The organism is Devosia insulae DS-56, from assembly GCF_000970465.2.
In the GTDB taxonomy this organism is placed as follows: domain Bacteria; phylum Pseudomonadota; class Alphaproteobacteria; order Rhizobiales; family Devosiaceae; genus Devosia_A; species Devosia_A insulae.
The window spans coordinates 1-20,736 of the sequence record NZ_LAJE02000164.1 but is presented as its reverse complement, the minus strand read 5'-3'; the positions used below and the strand labels follow the sequence as shown (position 1 = coordinate 20,736).

22 protein-coding genes are annotated in these 20,736 nt (G+C 66.2%); 12 read left to right on the top strand and 10 right to left on the bottom strand.

Features of this window, described 5'->3' with window-relative positions; genetic code table 11:
* Positions 1–978 (bottom strand): N-acetylmuramoyl-L-alanine amidase (locus VW23_RS10730; RefSeq protein WP_141728297.1); only part of this gene is annotated, 978 nt, incomplete at its 3' end.
* Between the two features lie 612 nt (positions 979–1,590).
* On the opposite strand from VW23_RS10730, the gene VW23_RS10725 reads away from it, so the two are divergent.
* The gene (locus VW23_RS10725; RefSeq protein ID WP_069909560.1) at positions 1,591–4,347 is read left to right on the top strand and encodes an Rne/Rng family ribonuclease; all 2,757 of its coding nucleotides are present in this window, start codon (positions 1,591–1,593) and stop codon (positions 4,345–4,347) included.
* 73 nt (positions 4,348–4,420) lie between these two features.
* Here VW23_RS10725 and VW23_RS10720 read toward each other — a convergent pair whose 3' ends face one another.
* Positions 4,421–4,801, bottom strand: a complete 381-nt coding sequence (locus tag VW23_RS10720) for a Crp/Fnr family transcriptional regulator (RefSeq protein ID WP_201788036.1) — start codon at positions 4,799–4,801, stop codon at positions 4,421–4,423.
* 116 nt (positions 4,802–4,917) lie between these two features.
* On the opposite strand from VW23_RS10720, the gene VW23_RS10715 reads away from it, so the two are divergent.
* Together VW23_RS10715 and VW23_RS10710 are read left to right on the top strand one after the other, a co-directional pair.
* Positions 4,918–5,607, top strand: a complete 690-nt coding sequence (locus VW23_RS10715) for a helix-turn-helix transcriptional regulator (protein ID WP_069909559.1) — start codon at positions 4,918–4,920, stop codon at positions 5,605–5,607.
* 80 nt (positions 5,608–5,687) lie between these two features.
* The gene (locus VW23_RS10710; RefSeq protein WP_069909558.1) at positions 5,688–6,062 is read left to right on the top strand and encodes a VOC family protein; all 375 of its coding nucleotides are present in this window, start codon (positions 5,688–5,690) and stop codon (positions 6,060–6,062) included.
* 226 nt (positions 6,063–6,288) lie between these two features.
* Here VW23_RS10710 and VW23_RS10705 read toward each other — a convergent pair whose 3' ends face one another.
* Positions 6,289–6,810 (bottom strand): GNAT family N-acetyltransferase, encoded by a 522-nt coding sequence (locus VW23_RS10705; protein ID WP_069909557.1) that lies wholly within the window; start codon positions 6,808–6,810, stop codon positions 6,289–6,291.
* On the bottom strand, positions 6,810–7,964 hold the full coding sequence (locus VW23_RS10700; protein ID WP_069909556.1) for a pyridoxal phosphate-dependent aminotransferase: 1,155 nt from the start codon (positions 7,962–7,964) through the stop codon (positions 6,810–6,812). Before VW23_RS10700 ends, VW23_RS10705 begins: the two co-directional genes overlap by 1 nt.
* Before the next feature lie 136 nt (positions 7,965–8,100).
* On the opposite strand from VW23_RS10700, the gene VW23_RS10695 reads away from it, so the two are divergent.
* From VW23_RS10695 to accC, 4 genes are all read left to right on the top strand, one after another.
* Positions 8,101–9,027, top strand: a complete 927-nt coding sequence (locus VW23_RS10695) for a DsbA family protein (RefSeq protein WP_084645914.1) — start codon at positions 8,101–8,103, stop codon at positions 9,025–9,027.
* 105 nt (positions 9,028–9,132) lie between these two features.
* Complete coding sequence (gene aroQ / locus VW23_RS10690) at positions 9,133–9,567, top strand: type II 3-dehydroquinate dehydratase (protein ID WP_069909555.1); 435 nt, start codon at positions 9,133–9,135, stop codon at positions 9,565–9,567.
* A 10-nt stretch (positions 9,568–9,577) separates the two neighbouring features.
* Complete coding sequence (gene accB, locus VW23_RS10685) at positions 9,578–10,078, top strand: acetyl-CoA carboxylase biotin carboxyl carrier protein (RefSeq protein WP_069909554.1); 501 nt, start codon at positions 9,578–9,580, stop codon at positions 10,076–10,078.
* A 7-nt stretch (positions 10,079–10,085) separates the two neighbouring features.
* On the top strand, positions 10,086–11,432 hold the full coding sequence (gene accC / locus VW23_RS10680) for an acetyl-CoA carboxylase biotin carboxylase subunit (protein ID WP_069909553.1): 1,347 nt from the start codon (positions 10,086–10,088) through the stop codon (positions 11,430–11,432).
* 501 nt (positions 11,433–11,933) lie between these two features.
* Here the strand turns inward: accC and VW23_RS10675 are convergent.
* Positions 11,934–12,887 (bottom strand): alpha/beta hydrolase, encoded by a 954-nt coding sequence (locus VW23_RS10675; RefSeq protein WP_069909552.1) that lies wholly within the window; start codon positions 12,885–12,887, stop codon positions 11,934–11,936.
* 99 nt (positions 12,888–12,986) lie between these two features.
* On the opposite strand from VW23_RS10675, the gene aat reads away from it, so the two are divergent.
* Both aat and VW23_RS10665 read left to right on the top strand, forming a co-directional pair.
* A complete protein-coding gene (aat, locus tag VW23_RS10670; protein ID WP_069909551.1) occupies positions 12,987–13,616 on the top strand; it encodes a leucyl/phenylalanyl-tRNA--protein transferase in 630 nt (209 codons plus the stop codon).
* Positions 13,604–14,359: an APH(3') family aminoglycoside O-phosphotransferase gene (locus VW23_RS10665; RefSeq protein WP_069909550.1), complete on the top strand. Its 756-nt coding sequence runs from the start codon at positions 13,604–13,606 to the stop codon at positions 14,357–14,359. The genes aat and VW23_RS10665 overlap by 13 nt, the downstream gene beginning before the upstream one ends.
* A gap of 186 nt (positions 14,360–14,545) precedes the next feature.
* Here VW23_RS10665 and VW23_RS10660 read toward each other — a convergent pair whose 3' ends face one another.
* Genes VW23_RS10660 through VW23_RS10645 form a run of 4 tightly spaced genes read right to left on the bottom strand, consistent with a single transcriptional unit; the run spans position 14,546 to position 16,719 of the window.
* Positions 14,546–15,331, bottom strand: coding sequence for an SDR family NAD(P)-dependent oxidoreductase (locus VW23_RS10660; protein ID WP_069909549.1), 786 nt, complete (start codon positions 15,329–15,331; stop codon positions 14,546–14,548).
* A gap of 3 nt (positions 15,332–15,334) precedes the next feature.
* Positions 15,335–15,826 (bottom strand): GyrI-like domain-containing protein, encoded by a 492-nt coding sequence (locus VW23_RS10655; protein WP_069909548.1) that lies wholly within the window; start codon positions 15,824–15,826, stop codon positions 15,335–15,337.
* Positions 15,801–16,388: an SRPBCC family protein gene (locus VW23_RS10650; RefSeq protein WP_069909547.1), complete on the bottom strand. Its 588-nt coding sequence runs from the start codon at positions 16,386–16,388 to the stop codon at positions 15,801–15,803. The genes VW23_RS10655 and VW23_RS10650 overlap by 26 nt, the downstream gene beginning before the upstream one ends.
* Positions 16,372–16,719 (bottom strand): ArsR/SmtB family transcription factor, encoded by a 348-nt coding sequence (locus tag VW23_RS10645; RefSeq protein WP_069909546.1) that lies wholly within the window; start codon positions 16,717–16,719, stop codon positions 16,372–16,374. Before VW23_RS10645 ends, VW23_RS10650 begins: the two co-directional genes overlap by 17 nt.
* A gap of 209 nt (positions 16,720–16,928) precedes the next feature.
* On the opposite strand from VW23_RS10645, the gene VW23_RS10640 reads away from it, so the two are divergent.
* Genes VW23_RS10640 through VW23_RS10630 form a run of 3 tightly spaced genes read left to right on the top strand, consistent with a single transcriptional unit; the run spans position 16,929 to position 19,911 of the window.
* The gene (locus tag VW23_RS10640) at positions 16,929–17,774 is read left to right on the top strand and encodes a phytanoyl-CoA dioxygenase family protein (RefSeq protein WP_069909545.1); all 846 of its coding nucleotides are present in this window, start codon (positions 16,929–16,931) and stop codon (positions 17,772–17,774) included.
* Positions 17,771–18,634: an AraC family transcriptional regulator gene (locus tag VW23_RS10635; RefSeq protein ID WP_069909544.1), complete on the top strand. Its 864-nt coding sequence runs from the start codon at positions 17,771–17,773 to the stop codon at positions 18,632–18,634. The genes VW23_RS10640 and VW23_RS10635 overlap by 4 nt, the downstream gene beginning before the upstream one ends.
* Complete coding sequence (locus tag VW23_RS10630; RefSeq protein WP_069909543.1) at positions 18,631–19,911, top strand: ABC transporter substrate-binding protein; 1,281 nt, start codon at positions 18,631–18,633, stop codon at positions 19,909–19,911. Before VW23_RS10635 ends, VW23_RS10630 begins: the two co-directional genes overlap by 4 nt.
* A gap of 47 nt (positions 19,912–19,958) precedes the next feature.
* On the opposite strand, the gene VW23_RS10625 is transcribed toward VW23_RS10630, so the two are convergent.
* Positions 19,959–20,456: a GyrI-like domain-containing protein gene (locus VW23_RS10625; protein WP_069909542.1), complete on the bottom strand. Its 498-nt coding sequence runs from the start codon at positions 20,454–20,456 to the stop codon at positions 19,959–19,961.
* Between the last annotated feature and the right edge of the window lie 280 nt (positions 20,457–20,736).

Genomic DNA, 20,736 nt, shown 5'->3' with positions numbered 1-20,736 from the left:
GATGTCCATCACCGCGGGCGTCGCCTGCGGCACCGAGAAGCCGGCAACGATGTCGTAGCGGTTCTCGCCGTCGGCCAGCACCTTATCGAGCACGTCGGTGGCGTTCTCGTCGCGGGTATAGACGCTGGCGCCGCGGATTTCGGGCTGCTGGAAGCTGTCGGCGTGCAGCGAGATGAACAGGTCGGCCTTGTTCTGCCGGGCGAGGTCGACCCGCTCGTTGAGCGACAGATAGGTGTCGTCCTCGCGGGTCAGCGCCACATCGAAGCGGCCGGAATCGATCAGCACCTTCTGCAGCTGCAGCGCGAAGGTGAGCGTAATGTCCTTCTCGTGCGTGCCGTTGGGCGCGCTGGCGCCGTTGTCGACGCCGCCATGGCCGGGGCCCAGCACCACCAGCGGGCGGGTGGCGGTGATCGGGGCGTGCGTGCCGGGGTCGGTCGGAGCCGTTACCGGCGCCGTGCCCTGGTTGGCGTTCGAGGCGGCAAGGTCGGAAGCGACCTTGGTCGCGAACTCCTGGGGCGTTGCCGTGATGATGTCGACGACGAGGCGCGCAGGCTGGTCGGCGACCGCATCGAGGATATAGGCCTGCTGCACCTGAGCCGGCTCGGCCAGGGTCAGCATGGTGCGTGCCCTGCCCTTTTCCGCCATTTCGACGGTGTAGCCGGTGACGATGCCCTTGCCCGCGACATCGGCCGGCGCCAGGATCTTCAGTTCGAACGCCTTGACGTCGATGGCGATGCGGTTGGGCTTATCGAGCGAGACGATGGCAAACTCGGTCGGCCCCGAGAGATCGATGATCAGGCGGGCCCGCTGCGGCGTCGCGGTGACGCGCGCATCGATGACATCGGGGTAATCCTCGATCGATTCGAGCTGAGCGAAGGCCGGATGCGTGGCGAAGAGGCAAGCCACGAGGACCAGCACAATCGCCGCAAACCCAGCAATTCCGCAGGTGTGGCCGGCGGAACCGGCAGATTTCAACAAGACAGCATCGCTCCCCAAGGGTAGTGCAACACGCCAGATCACTCGGGCGATTCTGCGGCGTTACGCACGGCGCGTCGACAATGCAATAATGTGATCGCTCTGAAAGCCGCCCGTACCCATGGGTTTTGAGTTTCCTGTTGCCAATTTGCGGCAACAACCCTAAAGCCATCTTGAGGCGGCCTGCTACCGCCACCATATGCCGGAGCGGCGCAATCGGTGCCCCTGGCCCTCGTGGTCGGCAGCGGCGGATCGGAAATCACCTGAGGTGAGACCGGTCTGAAGTGCGGCACATTTGGCGCCTCGCGATAGAATCTCGATCCCTCGGGGTCGAAGAACAGGCGGTTTGATTAGCGCTGGCCTGTTCTCAAGGAAGAGGTCTGATGGCCATCGGGCAGACAAAGAGTGACGCGATCCCGAACAGCGGTTGCGCTTTTGTCGTCGAAGTCCCGGCTGCCTTCGCTCTCCAGTCTCGTGGCGGCGCGCGCGCCGTCGCTTTTACCGGCGCCACTGGCGCTTCCCTTCTAGAACCAATCGCCTCGCATGGCGCCACGCCAGGAGGACCGGCTCGCCGGTCGATCGGTGTCGGCGCGCGACGGCGCGGAGACTTAGTCTATGGCTACAAAGCGCATGCTGGTGGATGCCATCCACCCGGAAGAAACACGGATTGTCGTCACTAACGGGAACCGGCTCGAAGAGTTCGATTTCGAATCCGCCCAGCGGCGGCAGCTCAGGGGTAATATCTACCTCGCAAAGGTGACGCGCGTAGAGCCGTCGCTCCAGGCGGCTTTCATCGAGTATGGCGGCAACCGCCACGGCTTCCTCGCCTTCTCGGAAATCCATCCCGACTATTACCAGATCCCCATTGCCGACCGCGAAGCGCTGCTGCGCGACGAGGCGCATGACGACGACGAGCACGAACACGAGCACGCCGCGGCCCAAGCCGCTGCGCCGGCCGAAGTTTCGTCGGAGCATGACGACGCCGAGGGTGACGAAGAGCACAGCCACATCGAGCAGGCGCCGACCAGCAACGAGCCGGTCGAAAGCGTCGGCGGTTCGGATGCGCTGGAGGACGTGCAGGAACGTCGTCGTCCGTCGCAGCGCCGCCACCAGTACAAGATCCAGGAAGTGATCAAGCGCCGGCAGGTGATGCTGGTGCAGGTGGTCAAGGAAGAGCGCGGCAACAAGGGCGCGGCTCTCACCACCTACCTGTCGCTCGCCGGCCGCTATTCGGTGCTGATGCCCAACACCGCGCGTGGCGGCGGCATCTCGCGCAAGATCACCAATGCCGCAGACCGTAAGCGTCTCAAGGACATCGTCGGGGATCTTGAAGTGCCGCAGGGCCAGGGGATCATCCTCCGTACGGCAGGCGCCAGCCGCACCAAGGCCGAGGTGAAGCGCGACTTCGAGTACCTGCAGCGGCTGTGGGAGAACGTTCGCTCGCTGACGCTGAAGTCGCAGGCCCCCTGCCTCGTCTATGAGGAAGGCTCGCTGATCAAGCGGACCATCCGCGACCTCTACAACAAGGATATCGACGAGCTGTTCGTGGCCGGCGACGACGCCTACCGCGAAGCCAAAGACTTCATGCGCATGATCATGCCGAGCCACGCCAAGAACGTGCAGCTCTACAAGGATGATGCGCCGCTGTTTTCGAAGTTCAACGTCGAGGGCCAGCTCGACCAGATGTTCTCGCCGCAGGTTACCCTGCCGTCGGGCGGCTATCTGGTGATCAACCCGACCGAGGCGCTGGTTTCGATCGACGTGAACTCCGGCCGCGCCACCAAAGAGCACAATATCGAAGACACGGCGCTGCAGACCAACCTCGAGGCGGCGGAAGAAGTCTCCCGCCAGCTGAGGTTGCGTGATCTCGCCGGCCTGATCGTCATCGACTTCATCGATATGGTGGAGAACCGCTCGAACCGGGCGGTGGAGCGCAAGCTCAAGGAATGCCTGAAGAACGACCGCGCCCGCATCCAGGTCGGCCGTATCTCGCATTTCGGCCTGCTCGAGATGAGCCGCCAGCGCATCCGCTTCGGCGTCGTCGAAAGCTCGACGCATAAGTGCCCGACCTGCCAGGGCACCGGCCTCGTCCGTTCGGTCGAAAGCCTCGCCCTGATGGTGATGCGCAACGTGGAAGACCACGTGCTGCGCAAGCCGGGCCAGTCGATCAACGTACGGGTGCCGACCGATGTCGCGCTCTACATCCTCAACACCAAGCGTGGCACCTTGAATAATCTCGAGGCCAAGTATGGCCTCTCGATCACCATCGTCGCCGATGATCATGTCGGCCCCTCGCACTTCGCCATCGAACGTGGCGAAGCCCGCGTGCTCGATCGCAGCGAGCCAGCCGGCACGCATGTCCGCGTCGACACCACCACGATCATCGACGCCGAGGCTGAAGCGGCCGACGCGTTGATCGAGGAAGAGGACGACGAGGAGGAAGAAGAAGCCGCTACCGGTGGTGGCGAGCGTCAGGCGCGGACCGAAGAAGGTGGCGAACGTTCCGGTCGTCGCCGTCGTCGGCGCCGTCGTGGTGGCGACCGTGAGGATCGTCCGCAAGGCGGCCAGCAACAGCAGCAGCCACGCCAGCCCGTCGAAGCCGCAGCGGACGACGAGTCCGAGGACGGTGAGGGTGATGAAGCGCCGCGCCAGGCCGGTGAAGGTGCCGTCGGTGAAGACGGCGAGCCGCGCCGCCGCCGCCGCCGGGGTCGCCGTGGCGGCCGCCGCAACCGTCGCGATGGCGAGGGTGGCGAGCAGCGTGATGGCGTGACGGCCGAACCGGCTTCGGAAGAAGCTGTCGCCGCGGCCGACGCTCCGGCCGTGGCAGTGGTTGCCGAGGCGCCTGCGGTCGAGGCCGCTCCTGCGGCAGCCGAGGACGCGCCGGCCGAGAAGCCGAAGCGCGGTCGCCGCAAGAAGGCCGAGCCTGTTGCAGAGGAGTCGGCTCCGGTGGTTGCAGCAGAGGCTGCGCCTGTCGTGGCAGAAGAGGCTGCTCCCGCAGCCAAAGCTGCGCCAAAGAAGCCCGCTCGAGGCGCCGCCAAGAAGGCTGCTCCCAAGGCCGCGCCGGCCGCCGAGCCGGAAGCCTCTACCGAGGACGCTCCCAAGCCCAAGCCGTCGCGGGCGCGCAAGCCCAAGGCTGCACCGGCTGAGGCCGTGGCTGCCGAAGCGGCGCCGGCGGAAGCCGTGGCCGAGGTTGCCGCCGCTCCTGCGCCGGAACCCGAGGCGGCACCGCGCCGTCGCGCCAAGAAGGTCATCCCGGAAGGCGAGATCGTCGTGAGTTCGGCCGCCCCGGCCGCGGCCGAAGAGACGCCGGCCGAAGATGCCAAGCCGAAGAAGGCCGGCTGGTGGCAGCGCCGCCTGGGCCTCGGCGGCTAAGTGCCAGCACACCAGTAGAATCAAGAAGGGCGGGAGTTGATCCCGCCCTTTCTGTTTTCAACGACCGCTCGCGTCAGGCGGCGCGACGATGAGCGTTGGACTCACGCAGCCGGTGGGCGAGCACGCGGATCACCGCGAGAGCGAAGGTCGGCGCGTACTCCACCATGGCGAGGAACTGCTTCTCGCTGATCGGGACGACCACACAGTCGGTCTCGGCGATCACGGTGGCGCTGCGGGGCTTTGCCTCGACCAACGCCATCTCGCCGAAGATCTCCGATTCCCCGAGGCGTTCGACGATCGTCCCCCTGACCTCGATGGCGACGGTGCCGGAACGGACCACGAGCAATTCGTCACCGGGTTCACCACTGCGAAAGATCACCTCGCCAGCAGTGTAGTGACGACGCTCGCCGCCGAGGCGGCTCAGGACCTGGAAGTCGATACTCGTGGGCTTCACGGCCGCCTCCGTTCGATTGGCGAGGCAGCCTGCATTTGCAGGTAAGGCAAGTCAAAGCCCGGACGAGAACGGTACTAACTCAATCTAAACCGCCTCAAATCCGTTAGGCTGTCACCATGTCTCGCACCGAACGCCTGCTCGACCTGATCCAGCTGCTGCGCCGCCATCGCGCCCCGGTCGCGGGCCCTGCCCTCGCCGATGAGCTCGGCATTTCGATCCGCACGCTCTATCGGGACATCGCAACGCTGCAGGCGCAGGGCGCTGATATTCAGGGCGAACCCGGGGTCGGCTATGTGCTGCGCCCCGGCTTCACGCTGCCGCCGCTGATGTTCTCGGCCGACGAGATCGAGGCGCTGGTGCTCGGCTCACGCTGGGTGGCGCGGCGGGCCGAGGATCCGCGGCTTGGCGACGCCGCAGCCAATGCCCTGAGCAAGATCACCGCGGTGCTGCCGGATGAGTTGCGCGACAGTGTCGACGGCTCGAACCTGTTGGTCGGCGGCGGCGAGGTGATCCCGGCGCAGGTCGATCTCTCGGCCATCCGCCTTGCCATCCGCGAACAGAGGAAGCTGGTGATCGCCTATCGCAATGCCGGCGGCACGGCGACGGAGCGCACTATCTGGCCGTTTGCCATCGGTTTCTTCGACCGGGTGCGGGTGGTGATCGGTTGGTGCGAGCTGCGCACCGACTATCGCCACTTTCGGCTCGATCGCATCGACCGCATGGAGATGCTGGCCGAGCGCTACCCGCGCCGACGCGCCGCCATGCTGAAGGAGTGGCGCGAGCGCGAGGGCATCCCCGTCCGCTGACCACGGCCGGAAGCCCACCACTGCCGGAAACTGTCAGTCCGGCCGGCTATCCCCGTCTCCATCAACAACGGAGACATGCCATGCGCACCCTCAACTACCTGCTCCTCGCCGTCCGCGACCCGCTGAGGAGCGCCGAGCTCTACAGCAAACTGCTCGACCGCGAGCCGGTGGAGAAAGCCCCGACCTTCGTGCTTTACGTGCTGCCCACCGGCCTCAAGCTCGGCCTGTGGCTGGCCGACGAAATGGAGCCCAAACCGAATGCTGCCGGCGGCGTCGAGATTTCGTTCAGCGAAGACAGCAAGGACGCGGTCCGCGCCACCTTCGAGGCGTGGACGAAGCTCGGGCTCAAAGTGCTGCAGGCGCCGACCGACATGGATTTCGGCTTCACCTTCTTGGTCGAGGACTTTGACGGCCACCGGCTGCGCCCGTTCGTCTTGGCGGACAATCCGCAGTAAGTCACTCTTACCGCTGGGCGACAGGCGATAGAGCGCCCTCGTCGGATTCGGTTCGAGCGCCCCCTCTCCCTTGGGGGAGAGGGCAGCGGATGAGGCCGCAGGCCTCACCGCGGGGTGAGGGGGCATTGCCGCAAGCGCTGAGTGTGGACAAGGCCCCCTCACCCGGCGCTACGCGCCGACCTCTCCCCCAAAGGAGAGGTGACCTGTGCCCCAATCCTAGAGCGAGCTAACTGCGCAGTCCGGGCGGCAGATGCCGGTAGACCAGATCTTCTGCGTCCTGGCGCGGAGCATCGTCGTCCCGCACTGCCCCGAGGCGCTGGGCCACGGCGATCGAGCGGGCGTTGGCCGGGTGGAAATAGCTGACGAGGCTCGCGAGCCCCAGTTCGGCAAAGGCCCAGTCGCGCAGCGCCGCCGCCGCTTCGGTCACATAGCCCTGCCCTTCAAAGCCGTCATAGAGCAGCCAGCCCAGTTCCTTTTCCGGGAACAGCGGCCCGTGGTTGATCCCCACCTGGCCGACACACTCGCCGGTTGTGGCGACGTCGATCATCAGCGCGCCGTGCCCGAACAGCGTCCAGCAGGCGATATCGTGGCAGAACAGCCCCCAGGCCCGCGCCTCGTCGAACGGCCCGCCCATGAAGGTCGAGCGTGACGACGCCATCAGGTCGCGATAGGCGTCGAAATCGGCGGGCACCGGCGCCCGCAGCACCAGCCGTCTCGTCCGCAGCGTCGGTATGGCATGGCCGGGCATCATCTCCCCCTGAGGAAATCGCCAATCCGGTTCAGACCCTCGTCGATCGTCGCGCGTGTGCCGGCGTAGGAGAAGCGCACGAAGCGGTTGCCGTTGCGCCGATCGAAGTCGATGCCGGGCGTTGCCGCTACCCCGACCTCATCGAGCATCTGCATGCAGAAGTTCAGCGAGTCGTTGGTGAAGCGCGAGAAATCGATATAGGCGTAGAAGGCGCCATCGCCCTCGTTGGCCGAGGCGAGACCGAACTGCGCCAGGCCCTCGGCCAGCACGTGCCGGTTCACGGCGTATTGCGCCTTCTGCTGCTCCGAGTATTCCCGCTCGCCCAGCGCCACCCGTCCGGCGATCTGGCTGAGGGTCGGGGCGGCGATGAACAGGTTCTGCTGCAGGATATTGGTGCGCCGGTTGAACCGCTCGGGCAACACCATCCAGCCGACGCGCCAACCGGTCATGCAGTAGTATTTGGAGAAGCTGTTGATGATGATGGCGTCGTCGGTGAACTCGAGCGCCGAGACCGACGGCGCCCGGTAGTCGAGCCCGTGATAGATCTCGTCAGAGATGAACTGCACGCCGAGCCGTGCGCAAACCTCGACGATTTCCTTGAGCGCTTCGCGGGTTACCGCTGCGCCAGTCGGGTTGGCCGGCGAGGCGAACAGCAGGCCATCGAACTTTTCGCGGGCATAAGCCGCCTCGACATCGGCGGCGCTCAGTCGCCAGCCGGCGGCCGCCGTCACCGGGATCTCGACCGCATGCATGCCGAGGGCATCGAGCGTGTTGAGATAGGCCGGGTAACCCGGACGGGTCACCGCGATTTTCGCACCGGGCCCGAACGCGCCGAGAAAGGCGAGGATAAAGCCCGAGGACGAGCCCATGGTCACCACGATGCTTTCGGGATCGACCGACGCGCCGTGCTGCTCGCGGTAGTAATCGACCAGCGCGCGGCGCAGTTCGATCTGCCCGGCCGAGTGGGTGTAGTGCTGCGGCAGTTCGAGCGCCGCGGCAACCGCCTCGCGCACCCGCGGCGCCGGCGGCGCACCGGGCTCGCCCGATTCCATGTGCATCACGCTGCGCCCGCTCGCTTCGACGAGCTTGGAGCGTGCGGTGACTTCCATGACGTAGAACGGCCTCAGGCCGGTGAGTTTTTCGTCGGTCTGCATGGCGCCTTGGCTACGGGAATTGCCGCGCCGCCTCAACTAGAATTGAAGCCGCGGCGTTCGGTTCGGGCGGCGCAGCATGGCATAATCGGCCTGGTCTGCTAGACAGGGATCGAAACAGGGTCGTTCCGGAGTTCGCATGTCTCGCCTCACCACCATCCTCGTGCTTGCCGTCGGTGTGCTGGCGGGCGGCCTCGGCGCGACGCTGCTGTCGGGCCCGAAGCTCGACGAGGCTGGCGCCCGGGCGATCGCCGAGGAGGTGGTGGCGAAGGCCAAGCCGGAGCCCGGCCTCACCACAGCGGCGGTGGAGACCATCGTCGCCGATCTGATCGCGAGGCAGCCCAAGCAGGACAAGCCGCAACCGGTAGCAGCGCTCGAGCAATCGACGCTCGACCCGATGATCGAAACCTACCTGATGGGCAACCCGCGCATCCTGCAGAAGGTCTCCGCCGCACTCGACGCCGAGCTGACAGCGGAACGCACCGCCGCGACGCGGGCGGCGATGGTCGAGCTGAAGCCCGCGATCTTCGAGTCCGAGAACGGCATCGTGCTCGGCAACCCCAATGGTGACGTCACGCTGGTCGAGATGTTCGACTATAATTGCGGCTATTGCCGGCAGGCGCTGCCCGATCTCGCGGCGCTGCTCGACAGCGACAAGAACCTCAAGGTGATCCTCAAGGAGTTCCCGATCCTGTCGCAAGGCTCGGTCGACGCGGCGCGCATCGCCGCACAGGTGGCCGACGCCGATGTCGATTACTGGGCCTTCCACCAGGCGCTGTTCACCAGCCGCGGCCAGGTCGACAAGGCTGCCGCGCTGAAAGCCGCGACCGACCTTGGGCTCAATCCCATTACCCTCGAAATGGGCATGAAGACGCCGCGGGTCGACCGGGCTCTCGAGGAGAGCTACCGCATTGCCGATGGGCTGAAGATCACCGGCACGCCGACCTTCATCATCGGCGACGAGATCATCCCGGGCGCCATCGGGCTCGAAGCGCTGCAGCAGCGTATCGCCAATATGCGGGCCTGCGGGGCGACGGTGTGCACCAGCACGGATCAGCCAGGCTGACCGATCGCTTCGCGACCCGCCCAGCCGCCGCAAATCCGCCCTTTTTCGTGCATTACTCCGCGCCACGCTTGCGCCCGCTGGGGGGCCAGTGCAAAAGGCACATCCATGGCTCACCGCGTCCTTGTCCTCAACGGCCCGAACCTCAATATGCTCGGGACCCGCGAGCCCCAGACCTACGGCTCGCAGACGCTTGCCGACATCGAGAAGATGGCGATTGCCGAAGGCAAGACGCTCGGCCTCGAGGTCACCTGCAGGCAATCCAATATCGAAGGCGAACTGGTCACCTGGATCCAGCAGGCGCTGGGCAATTTTGACGCCATCGTCATCAACCCGGGCGCCTATTCGCACACCTCGATCGCCATCCACGATGCGTTTCGCGCCGTGGCGTTGCCGGTGATCGAAGTTCACCTGTCCAACATTTACACCCGTGAGGCGTTCCGCCATCACTCCTACGTTTCGCCGGTGGCGATGGGGGTGATTTGCGGTCTGGGCGCTACCGGATATAGGCTGGCGCTCCACGCACTGGCCGAAAAACTCTAAGAGGCAGAATATGACCAAGGCGTCGTCCCCGAATGCCGATCAGGAACTGATCGAGGCCATCGCCAAGCTGCTCAACGAGCAGAACCTTGCCGAGATCGAAATCGAACGCGACGACCTGCGCGTCCGCGTCACCCGTTCCTATGCCACCCAGGCGGTGCAGCAGGTCGCTGTTCCGTCCTACGCCCCGGCCCCCGCGGCCTATGCCGCCGCAGCGCCGACAGCCCCTGCCGGCTCTGCTCAGGGCATCGCGCCGGCGAGCGACGACCTGAGCTCGAACCCGGGCACCCTCACCTCCCCAATGGTGGGCACGGCGTACCTCTCGCCCGAACCGGGCAAGCCGGTCTTTGCCAGCATCGGCACCAAGGTGTCGGAAGGCCAGACGGTTCTCATCATCGAAGCGATGAAGACGATGAACCAGATCCCGGCGCACCGCTCGGGCACCGTCACCCGCATCCTCGTCGAAGACGCCTCGCCGGTCGAATACGGCCAGCCGCTCGTCGTGATCGAGTAAACCCAGGATGTTCCAGAAGGTCCTCATCGCCAACCGCGGCGAGATCGCGCTCCGCATCCTCAGGGCCTGCAAGGAGCTCGGCATTCAGACGGTGGCCGTCCATTCGACGGCCGATTCCAACGCCATGCATGTGCGCCTTGCCGACGAAAGCGTCTGCATCGGGCCGCCGCCGGCCAAGGACAGCTACCTCAATATCCCCTCGATCATGGCAGCCTGCGAGATCACCGGCGCCGACGCCGTACATCCGGGCTATGGCTTCCTCAGTGAGAATGCGCGCTTTGCCCGCATCCTCTCGGAACACAAGATCACCTTCATCGGCCCCTCGTCGCACCATATCGAGATCATGGGTGACAAGATCACCGCCAAGAAGACGGCGGTAGAGCTCGGCATTCCCGTGGTTCCCGGTTCGGTTGGCGAAGTGAAGACCGAGGCCGAGGCCAAGCAGACCGCAGCCGAGATCGGCTACCCGGTGCTGATCAAGGCGACCGCCGGCGGTGGTGGGCGCGGCATGAAGGTCGCCCTGACCGAGGCCGACGTGCTGATCGCCTGGTCGACGGCGCGCGCCGAGGCCAAGGCCGCCTTCGGCAATGAATCGGTCTATATGGAAAAGTACCTCGGCAAGCCCCGGCACATCGAGGTGCAGGTGCTCGGCGATGGGCAGGGCAATGCGGTGCACCTCGGCACCCGCGACTGCTCGCTGCAGCGCCGGCATCAGAAGGTGTGGGAGGAGGCATCCGCGCCGACCGTCCCCGCCAACGAGCAGGCCGAGATCGGCGAGATCTGCGCCGCCGCGATGCGGAAGCTCAAATACTCGGGCGCCGGCACCATCGAGTTCCTGTACGAGGACGGCAAGTTCTACTTCATTGAGATGAACACCCGCCTGCAGGTGGAGCATCCGGTGACCGAGCGCATCACCGGAGTCGACATCGTCTACGAGCAGATCCGCGTCGCTTCGGGTGAAAAGCTCAGCCTCGCCCAGAAAGACGTGCAGTTCACCGGCCATGCCATCGAAGTGCGCATCAACGCCGAGGACCCGCAGACCTTTGCGCCCTCGCCGGGCAAGATCCAGTTCTACCACCCGGCCGGCGGCGTCGGCGTACGCGTCGACAGCGCGGTGTACCAGGGCTACACGATTCCGCCCTACTACGACTCGCTGATCGGCAAGCTGATCGTCTACGGCCGCACCCGCGCCGAATGCCTGCAGCGCCTGCGCCGCGCGGTGGACGAGTTCGTGGTCGATGGGGTGAAGACCACCCTGCCCCTGTTCCAGCGGCTGATCAAGGAACCGGACATCATCGCCGGCAACTACGACATCCATTGGCTGGAAAAGTTCCTCAAGGACAATAAGGCCTGAGGTTGGGCGTCGGGCGCGACGTTCCACGCACTGATGTGGCCCCCGCGAAAGCGCATATCCGCTTCTGGGGCGGATCGGAGCGTACGGCTCTGTCTCCGGTGTTCCCTCACCCACGGTGTCACCCCGGCGCAGGCCGGGGCCCATCCTGAGGTGATCCGGTTATGCGCACGAGCCGACGCATCTCAGGATGGGTCCCGGCCTTCGCCGGGATGACACCGCGTTTGGGGCGTGTCTGGTGGTGAACTCACCCGGGAGACACCAGCGGGGTGGCTGAGCCTCCTCCTCGGCCCGACTCGTTAACGAAATCTGAACGTCCCCTCCAGCGCCGGTTCAGCCGCCGTGTGGCACGTAGCCTTACCCTAAGGAGATCGTGCCATGCCGCACATGATCGACTACCTCGACGCCATCATCATGATGCTTCCGGTCGCACTTGCCGCGATCAGCCTGCCGCTGCTGGTGCGGTTGGTGCTCCGCTGAGCGCGAAGCGTTCAATGAAACGCTTTAGCGTCCCAGACTGCTGAGGAACCCGCCCATCTCGGCGCGGTAGCGTTCGGGGTTTTCCTTGAATGACAGCAGATGGTTGGCGCCGGTCTGCAGATAGGCCGTGGGCGCCGAGCGAGCCGCCAGCAGCCGCTCGCTGATGGTGACCGGCACCAGGCTGTCGCCGGTGCCGTGGGCCAGGAACAGCGGCCCTGGGAACGTCGCCACCGCATCGAGGCTCACCGCCTTGTTGAGCTGCACCCCGCGATAGGTGTCGAAGACGAAGATGCCGGCCCTGGCCAGCGTACGGGCCAGCGGGATCATCCGCGCGCCGAGCTTGTCGGCCACCACCTCGGTGAAATCCAGCGCCGGCGCATCGAGCGCCAGGGCCACGACTTTGTCCGCCTGGGTCGAGTGCATCAGGAACTGCCCGGCGATCGCCGCACCCATCGACTCCGCGACGAGGATGACGTTCGGGGCACCGCGGCCGAGGGCCCAGCTCACCGCCGCATCGAGGTCCCGCCACTCGTCGACGCCGAAGCCGTAGATGGCGTTCTCCGGCGACGGCGCGCCCTTGTCGTTGCGGTAGGTGATCAGCAGCGTCGGGATGCCGGCCTCGTGGAGGATCGACAGCTGCCGGTAGCCGTTCTCGCGGATGCCGCCGATACCGTGGACATAGACCGCCCACGGGCCGGCCAGGTTCGCGGCCGGCACGAACCAGGCCTCCGCCTCGCCCAGCTCGGTCTCGTAGCGGACGGTCTCGAACGGCAGCCCGAGCGCCGCCTGTGGGTCGCCGCGATAACCGAGCTCATAGGGGTCGGTCGGCGGGTTGGGGTTGTTGGCGCCGCTCCAGTCGACGCCGCCCGGGGTCAGCAGGTGGTTCATCAGCATGGAGGTGCCCACACCGCCCGCGGCGATGAACAGCACCACGACAATGACGATCCCGACGATGATGCGCCGCACCCACTTGTTCATTTGACGCCCCCAGTCGGCCGGCACCATCGCGTCCGGTTGCGGCGCTTGCAAGCCCGCTTTGGCGTTGTTTCGTCGGCCGGGCGGGCCCATATTCGGCCCATGAGCAAGAAGCCCGATCCGTTCGCCATCGACCTGACGCCCGAACTGATTATCCGGGCCTACCAGGCCGGCATTTTCCCGATGGCGGAGGATGCGGAGTCGCCCGACCTGTTCTGGGTCAGCCCGCAAAAGCGCGGCGTCATCCCGCTCGACAGCTTCCATATCTCGAAAAGTCTCCGGAAGACGCTTCGCACCCACCCCTATGTGGTGAAGGTCGATACCGATTTCAGCGGTGTTATCGAGGGCTGCGCCACATCAGGGGTCGACCGTGAGTCGACCTGGATCAACCCCGAGATCCGCCGCCTTTATGGCGCGCTGTTCGCCCGCGGCATCGTCCACACCGTCGAGGTGTGGGATGGGGCGGCGCTGGTCGGCGGGCTCTATGGCGTATCGCTGGGGGCGGCGTTCTTCGGCGAATCGATGTTCCATCGGAAGACCGATTGCTCGAAGATCGCCATGGCGCATCTGCTCGAGCGGCTGGTGGCCGGCGGCTATCACCTGCTCGACACGCAGTTCGTCACCGATCACCTCCGCACCTTCGGCGGCATCGAGATCCCGCGCGAGGACTATGAGGCGCGCCTCGCCGAAGCGCTGAAGCACCAGGGCGATTTCTTCGCATGCGACCACTAGACCTGCCGCCCGGCTGGGCCAGCGGCCTTGAGCTGACGCCTCAGACCATCGGCGAATCCGGCGCCTGGGTGTATCGCGCCGGGACCGGCCATTTCATCAAGTCCGAGCCGATCTCGCCGTTGGCCGAGCTGCCGGGCGAGATCGAGCGGCTACGCTGGCTGCACGCCACCGGGCTCCCCTGCCCGGCGGTGCTCGACACTGCCGATCATGGCGGCCGGCACTGGCTGCTGATGACGGCGATGCCGGGGCATGACCTGGCATCCACGCCTGGGGTGACGTCTGAGGTAACGGCCGAGACCGCCATCCGGGTGGTCGCCGAGGCGCTGCGCCAGCTGCACGGGCTCGATCCCGCGAGTTGCCCATTCGATCATCGCGCCGGCATCCGCGTCGCTGCTGCGTCGGCGCGCTACCATGCCGGGCTCTATGACGGCGACTACCCCGAGCAGGGCCCGGCGGATTATGCCCGGCTCATGGCCGGCGTCCCGACAGCCGAGGACCTCGTCGTCACCCATGGCGACGCGTGCTTTCCCAACTTCATGGCCGAGCATGGCCGCTTCACCGGCGTCATCGATTGCGGCCGGCTGGGCGTGGCCGACCGCTACCAGGACCTGGCGCTGGCTTGCCGCAGCCTCGATTGGAACTATGGGGCGGCCTCAATCCCAGCGTTCCTCGCGGCCTATGGCGTTACGGAGCCGGATCGGGCGAAGCTCGAGTGGTACACGCTGCTGGATGAGTTTTTCTGAGCGGGTCGCGAACACTAACGAGATAGCGAAGCGGCGGTGAGGTATCAGGCGTCGCAGCTCCCACCGGCGTCATTCCCGCGCAGGCGGGAACCTAGTGGGATGCTGCCGCACCCGCTGAGGCCGAGGGATCCCACTGGCTCCCCGCCTTCGCGGGGATGACGCCGGTGGTTAGCCACCCAGCCAGTACTAGTCGACCTGCGCCCCACCGGTCGCGTTGGCCACTGTCGCCGTCATCGACGCTGCGAGGTCCGATGACAGCAGCACCGCGACGTCGGCGATCTGGGCCAGCGGCGTCAGCTGGCGGAGCGGGGTGCGTTCGCCGGCGCGGCGTTCGGCTTCCTCGAGGGTGATGCCCTCCTCCTTGGCGTGCAGCATGAACGCCTCGCGCACGCCCGGCGCGTCGGGCGAACCGGGAGAGCGGACGCAGACGCAGCGCACGCCGGCGGGTCCGTTCTCGACGGCCAGATGCCGGATGAAATGCTCGATGGCCGCCTGGGACACACCGAACCCGCCCATGATGTCATAAGCCTCGCGCGCCGCATTGGCCGAGATGCCGACGATGACGCCGCCGCCATTGGCGGCCATGTGGCGGGCGTTGGCGGTGCCGGTGGAGAACCAGGTCCGCATACCGGTCTCGATCGGCGCAATGAACCGCTCGCGCGGCATATCGATGAGTTTCTGGCCCTGCGTGTCGTCGACGCTCACCGCATTGAACATGATCTTGACCGGTCCCGCCTGGACGACGATCGCCTGGAGATGCGCCTCGACCGCATCGTGGTCGGTGGCATCGACCGGCGCCACCTCGGCCTTGCCGCCGGCCGCAGCTATCTCAGCCGCCACAGCCTCAAGCCGCTCGCGGTTGCGGGCGGCGAGGAACACCCGCGCGCCCTCGCGGGCATAGGCTTTGGCGACGGCGCCGCCGACTGCTCCGGAGGCGCCATAGACGATGGCCGTCCGGCCCTTAAGCAGCATGGCTCAATCCCTGATCTTGATCGCGACGGTGGTTTCCCACTTGTCCGGGTCGGGCTCTTCGTCCGGACTGTTGGGATAGATTTCGAGCCGCGCGGCGAAATGATCGCCATCGTTGCCGGCGATCGCATCCCACGCGAGGCCCTTTTCCTTGGCCCAACCAATGAGGATGGCGTTCACATCCATCAGGTTGTCGTAGTGCCCCCAATAGGTGGTCTGGGCATAGCGACCGGCCGGCAGCGTGCCGCCGATCAGTTGGCCGTCGCTCGCCACCTGAGTGCCTACGGGCACGCCGAACTCGATCTCGAGATCGGGCATATTGACGATGTTGTACTTGAAGAATGCCGGCCCAACAGGTTGCAGCGCCTTGGCTTTCACCGCAGCAAACATCGCATCCATGGTCGGCCCGATCACGGCATCGAAGGGGATCGTCACCCGCTTGCGGATGGCCACATAGGGTTGAGCGGCCCGCTCAACGATCGTTGGTAGAGTGAGCATTGTCGTCCTCCCGCTTGCTCTCCACGGCCCGGCGCCGCGCCGCGACGATATCCTCGGCGACGCCATCGCTGCGCGGCCGCCCCTTGGGGCTCCAGTCGTCGTCGATGAACTGCGCCACATAGCGGTCGAACACATCGAAGCCGCTCTTCCAGCCCCAGCCATGCCCATCGCGCTCCTCGGCGCTGATGAACGGGGTCTGCCGGAAATACATGCGGGTCTTGCCGTGCTCGTCGACGAAATCCATCGTCACCACGGTCTCGAACCCGTCATACTCGTTGATGTAGCTGAAGCTCAGCCGGCTTGGCTCTTCGATCTCGAGGTACTCGCCGCGGATCCAGTGGGCGTGTCCGGGGCCGTTGCTCATGCAGCGCCGCCACTTGCCGCCGACGCGGAAATCGATGTCGCAGCTGAGGAGCGCATAGCCCTCCGGCCCGTGCCAGCGCACCATGTGCTCGGGGTCCTTCCACATGCGCCAGACCAGGGCCCGCGGTGCGTCGAACAACCGGTCGAACTCCAGCACCAGGGCTGCCTGTTCGGCCGTGACGCTATTGCTTTGGGCCATTGGGGTTCCCCTTCTGAAGTTCGGCCAGATACGCATCCATGCGCGCAAAGTTCTGGTCCCAGTGGCGGCGATAGCGCTCGACCCAGCTGGCAAGCTCGGCCAGCGGCGCGGCGTTGAGCTGCACCGGGCGCCACTGCGCATGCCGGGTGCGCGCCACGAGGCCGGCCTGCTCCAGCACTTTCAGGTGGCGGGAGATGGCCGGCATCGAGATAGCGAACGGGGCGGTCAGTTCGCTCACCGACGCCTCACCCTCGCTCAGCCGCTGCAAGATCGCCCGCCGCGTTGGGTCGGCGAGCGCGGACAGAGTGAGGCTGAGGGCGTCGGTGGTCATATTTTGCACGCGTGTTAAATAACACGATTGTTAAATACTGAGCAGCGCATCGAGTCAAGTGCTGGCCCGGCCCGCGTCTGTCGCGCGGTCACAATGCGCGAAAAGTGCACAACTTCGCTGACTTCGTAGCCTTGGATCGGAGGCGGTTTGGCGTGACTATCGATGCCAAGAAGAGCCGGACGTGACGTCCGGTGAAGGGATCACCGACGATGCTGCAATTCGACCAGGAACAGGGTGGGACCTACCAGGACGGGCTTTACGACCCGGAATCGAGCGCCCCGCGTGTCGATATCGCCACGGCGCTGACCGCCGCATCGCGCCAGCATTATCGAGAGCATGGCTGGCTATCGGTGGAAGGGCTGCTGGACGCCGCAGAGGTGGCCAGCGCCAAGGCGGCGATCGACGACCTGATCGACGGCCGGGTGCCGCTGTTCTCCGGCGTGTCCTACGAAAAAGGATACAAGGAGCTCATCGATACGATGAGCGCAGCCGAGCGCTATGACGCGGTGCGCAAGCTCTACGATTTCGTGCCGCACGAGGAGCGGCTGGCCGGAATCGCGCTGGGCGAGCGGATCGGCGCGATCTGCCGGCACCTGCTCGAGCGCGACGTGCGGCTGTTCCAGGACATGGCGCTGCTGAAGCCGCCGCGCGGCGGCCGCGAGAAGCCGTGGCATCAGGACCATGCGTTCTTCGACTATCCGCTGGGCACGCGCATCGTCGGCGTGTGGATCGCGGTCGATGAGGCCACCATCGCCAATGGCTGCATGCAGGTGCTGGATGGCGGGCACAAGCTCGGGCCCATCCACCACTTCCGGCGCCGCGACTGGCAGATCTGCGATACCGACATCGTGGGACGAAAATCCGTAGCCTTCCCGCTCAGGCCCGGCGACGGCATGTTCTTCGATGGCCTGTTGCCGCATGGCACGCCATCGAACAACTCGGCGCAGCGGCGCCGCGCGCTGCAATTCCACTACATGGATCAGAAGGCGCAACCGACCGACCAGACGGAGCGGCTCGCCATATTCGGCGGTGAAGGCGCCGGAGCAACCTGTTGAACGAGAGGGCGGCCAAAGCATCGGATGCCGGCGAGCCGGGCGTCGAGCTGCGCGCGCCGGTTGGGCGGATTCGGTGCGACCCGGGCTGGTCGTTCGTCTCCGATCCGGCCAAGCACGACAATTATCGCATCTGGCTGATCTGGGCTGGGGAAGGCGAGCTGGTGACGCCTGGCGGTGAGCACATTGCCCTGCTGCCCGGGGTAACGTGCGTGATGCGGCCGGACGGTATCTACCGGGCGCAGCACAACCCAGCCAATCCGCTGGGCGTCACCTTCCTCAACTATGCCTATGGGGCGGGCGACGCCCCCCTGCCCCCGGTCTGGTGCTGGACGCCCGACTTCCTGTTCCTCGATGCGGTGACCCGCAAGGTCGTCCAGCTGCATGCGGCAGAGCTGGCGGGCCTCGCCGCCAATGGCCGGCGCAGCGCCATGCTGCTGCGGGCCGTGCTCGACGAGTTGCAGGGCGCGGCGCTGCAGCTGCAGCCGGGAGACGTGCCCAGTTCGCGGCTCGACCGCGACGTGATCGAGCTGGCCAACAAGGTGCTCGAAATGCCCGCCGAGCACGACGATATCTCCGAGCTCGCCGGAGCGGTGTTTCGCAGCCGCTCGCATTTCACCCGCACCTTCCGGCGCATCTATGGGGTGAGCCCGGCGAGCTTCGTCAAATCCACCAAGCTGTTGAAGGCGCGCAACCTGCTGCAGACCACCTCGATGAGCATCGGGGAGATCTGCTCGATCCTGGGTTATTCGACCACCCAGTACTTTTCGCGCCAGTACAAATCCTACTTCGCGACGACGCCCGGGGAGGACCGGCGCCGTGCGCAGCACAACACGCAAACAAACGAGGAGGAGACGATATGACCACACGTCGCAGAACCGTGCTGCAGGGCGCCCTGGCGCTGCTGGGAGCCGCGGCGCTGGCGCCGGCCGCGCGGGCGCAATCGGATGGCGTCCGCGCCATCTTCTGGGGCGGCCAGGCACGCGCCGAGCGGACTTTTGCGGTGTTCGACCTGTTCCAGAAAAAGTTCGGCACCGCGCCGGTGGCCAGCGAGTTCATGGGGTTCAACGACTACTGGACCAAGGTCGCGACGCAAACCGCCGGCGGTAATGCGCCCGACCTGATCCAGATGGATTACCGCTACATCGTCGAGTACGCCCAGCGCGGCGCGCTGACGCCGCTCGACGACTACCTCGGCAAGACGCTCGATCTCGGCGATTTCGATGCCGACCAGATCGAAGCCGGGCGGGTCGACGGCAAGCTCTACGGCGTGAGCATGGGCGCCGGCGGCTTCTGCCTGCAGGTCAATGCCGGCGCCTTCGAGCGCGCCGGCCTGCCGGTGCCCGGGCCGACCACCACCTATGCGGACCTCGCCGGCATGGTCGGCGATTTCAACGCCGCCAATGCCGGGATGCGTATGCTGCCCGACGGGTCGGGCAACGAGCCGGCGCTGGAGAATTGGCTGCGGCAACGCGGCAAGGCGCTCTACACTCCGGAGGGCGAGCTGGCCTTCGATACGGCGGACGCCGCCGAGTGGTTCACCCTGTGGGCCGAGCTCCGCGCGAAGGAGGCCTGTGTGACCGCCGAGGAGCAGGCGATTGCGACCGGCACCATCGACACCAGCATGCTGGTGACCGGGCGCGCCGCGAGCGGCTTCACCGGGGTCAACGAACTGATCGCCTACCAGGCGCTGGTCAAGGACACCCTGGCCGTCGCCAACATGCCGCTGGCGATGGCCGGCGGCAAAGGCGGGCAATACCGCAAGCCGACGATGATGTGGACCTTGGCGGGGACCTCCGAGGTCAAGGATGAGGCGGTCGAGCTGATCAACTTCTTCGTGCGCGATCTCGAGGCGGCGAGCCTGCTCGGGCTGGAGCGCGGTATCCCGAGTTCGGCGGCCTCGCGCGACCATATCGTCGGTGGCCTCACCGACCTCGAGCGGCAGACCCTCGATTTCTTCGCCAATCTGGGCGAGCTGCTTGGACCGATCCCGCCGCCGCCGCCGGCCGCGGCGGGCGAGATCAGCCTGTCGCTGCTCGGCACGCTGAGCCAGGAGATCGGCTTCGGCGCCAAATCCCCGGAGGATGCCGCGGCGCAACTGGTAAGCGGCGCGAAGGACATCCTCGCCCGGGCAGGATAACTCCGGCCGGCCGGTTCCTCTCCCGGGCCGGCCGGTTCTTTCCAGGGTTAGCGGCCCAGCCGGAACGCCACTTCGGTTTCCCACTTTTGCGGGTCTGGCTCGTCGGCCGGGTCGGTGGCGTAGATTTCGAGCAGTGCCGCGTCGTATTCGCCGGGGGCAGCTTCCGGCATCGGATGCGGGATGCCTTGCTTTCCCAGCCACTCGCCGAGCGCGACGTTGGCCTCATAGAGCCCGTCATAAGGTCCGGTGTGGATCAGCGTCGCAAAACGGCCGGCCGGGATGGTGCCGGTCCTGACCCTCGAATCGCCGGCGAGCAGCGTTGCCGTCGGGAAACCGACCTCCATCACCATCGGCCCGTCCTCAGGCATTTCGAGATAGCTGAAGAATGGCGCGCCTACGGGGGCGGCGCCCTGCGAGGCCAGCCAGCCGGCGACCTCGCCGATCAGCGGCGGCGCCTTCGATGGGATGTCGCCGCGGTCGAGGCTGATGCGGATCGCCGCAAACGGCTGGTCGGGGCGGGTAACGATCTCTGGGGTGCTGAGCATTTTGGGCTCCTCTGGTCGGGATGGAGGGGAGCTAAGCGCAAGAGTGATGTGCCGGACTTGATCGTGGTTGCGGTGGGTGTTGTGCACCGACCTCCACGGTGTCACCCCGGCGAAGGCCCACGCTACGTTAGGGTCGCGCCCCACCCACCGGGTCATTCCCGCGAAAGCGGGAACCTCTGTTTTGGTGCCTGCCGCACGATCGCAAACGGAGTTCCCCGCTTTCGCGGGGATGACACCGAGTGTGGGGGGACTTGCAGAGCCTTGGTTTGCATACCCAGAG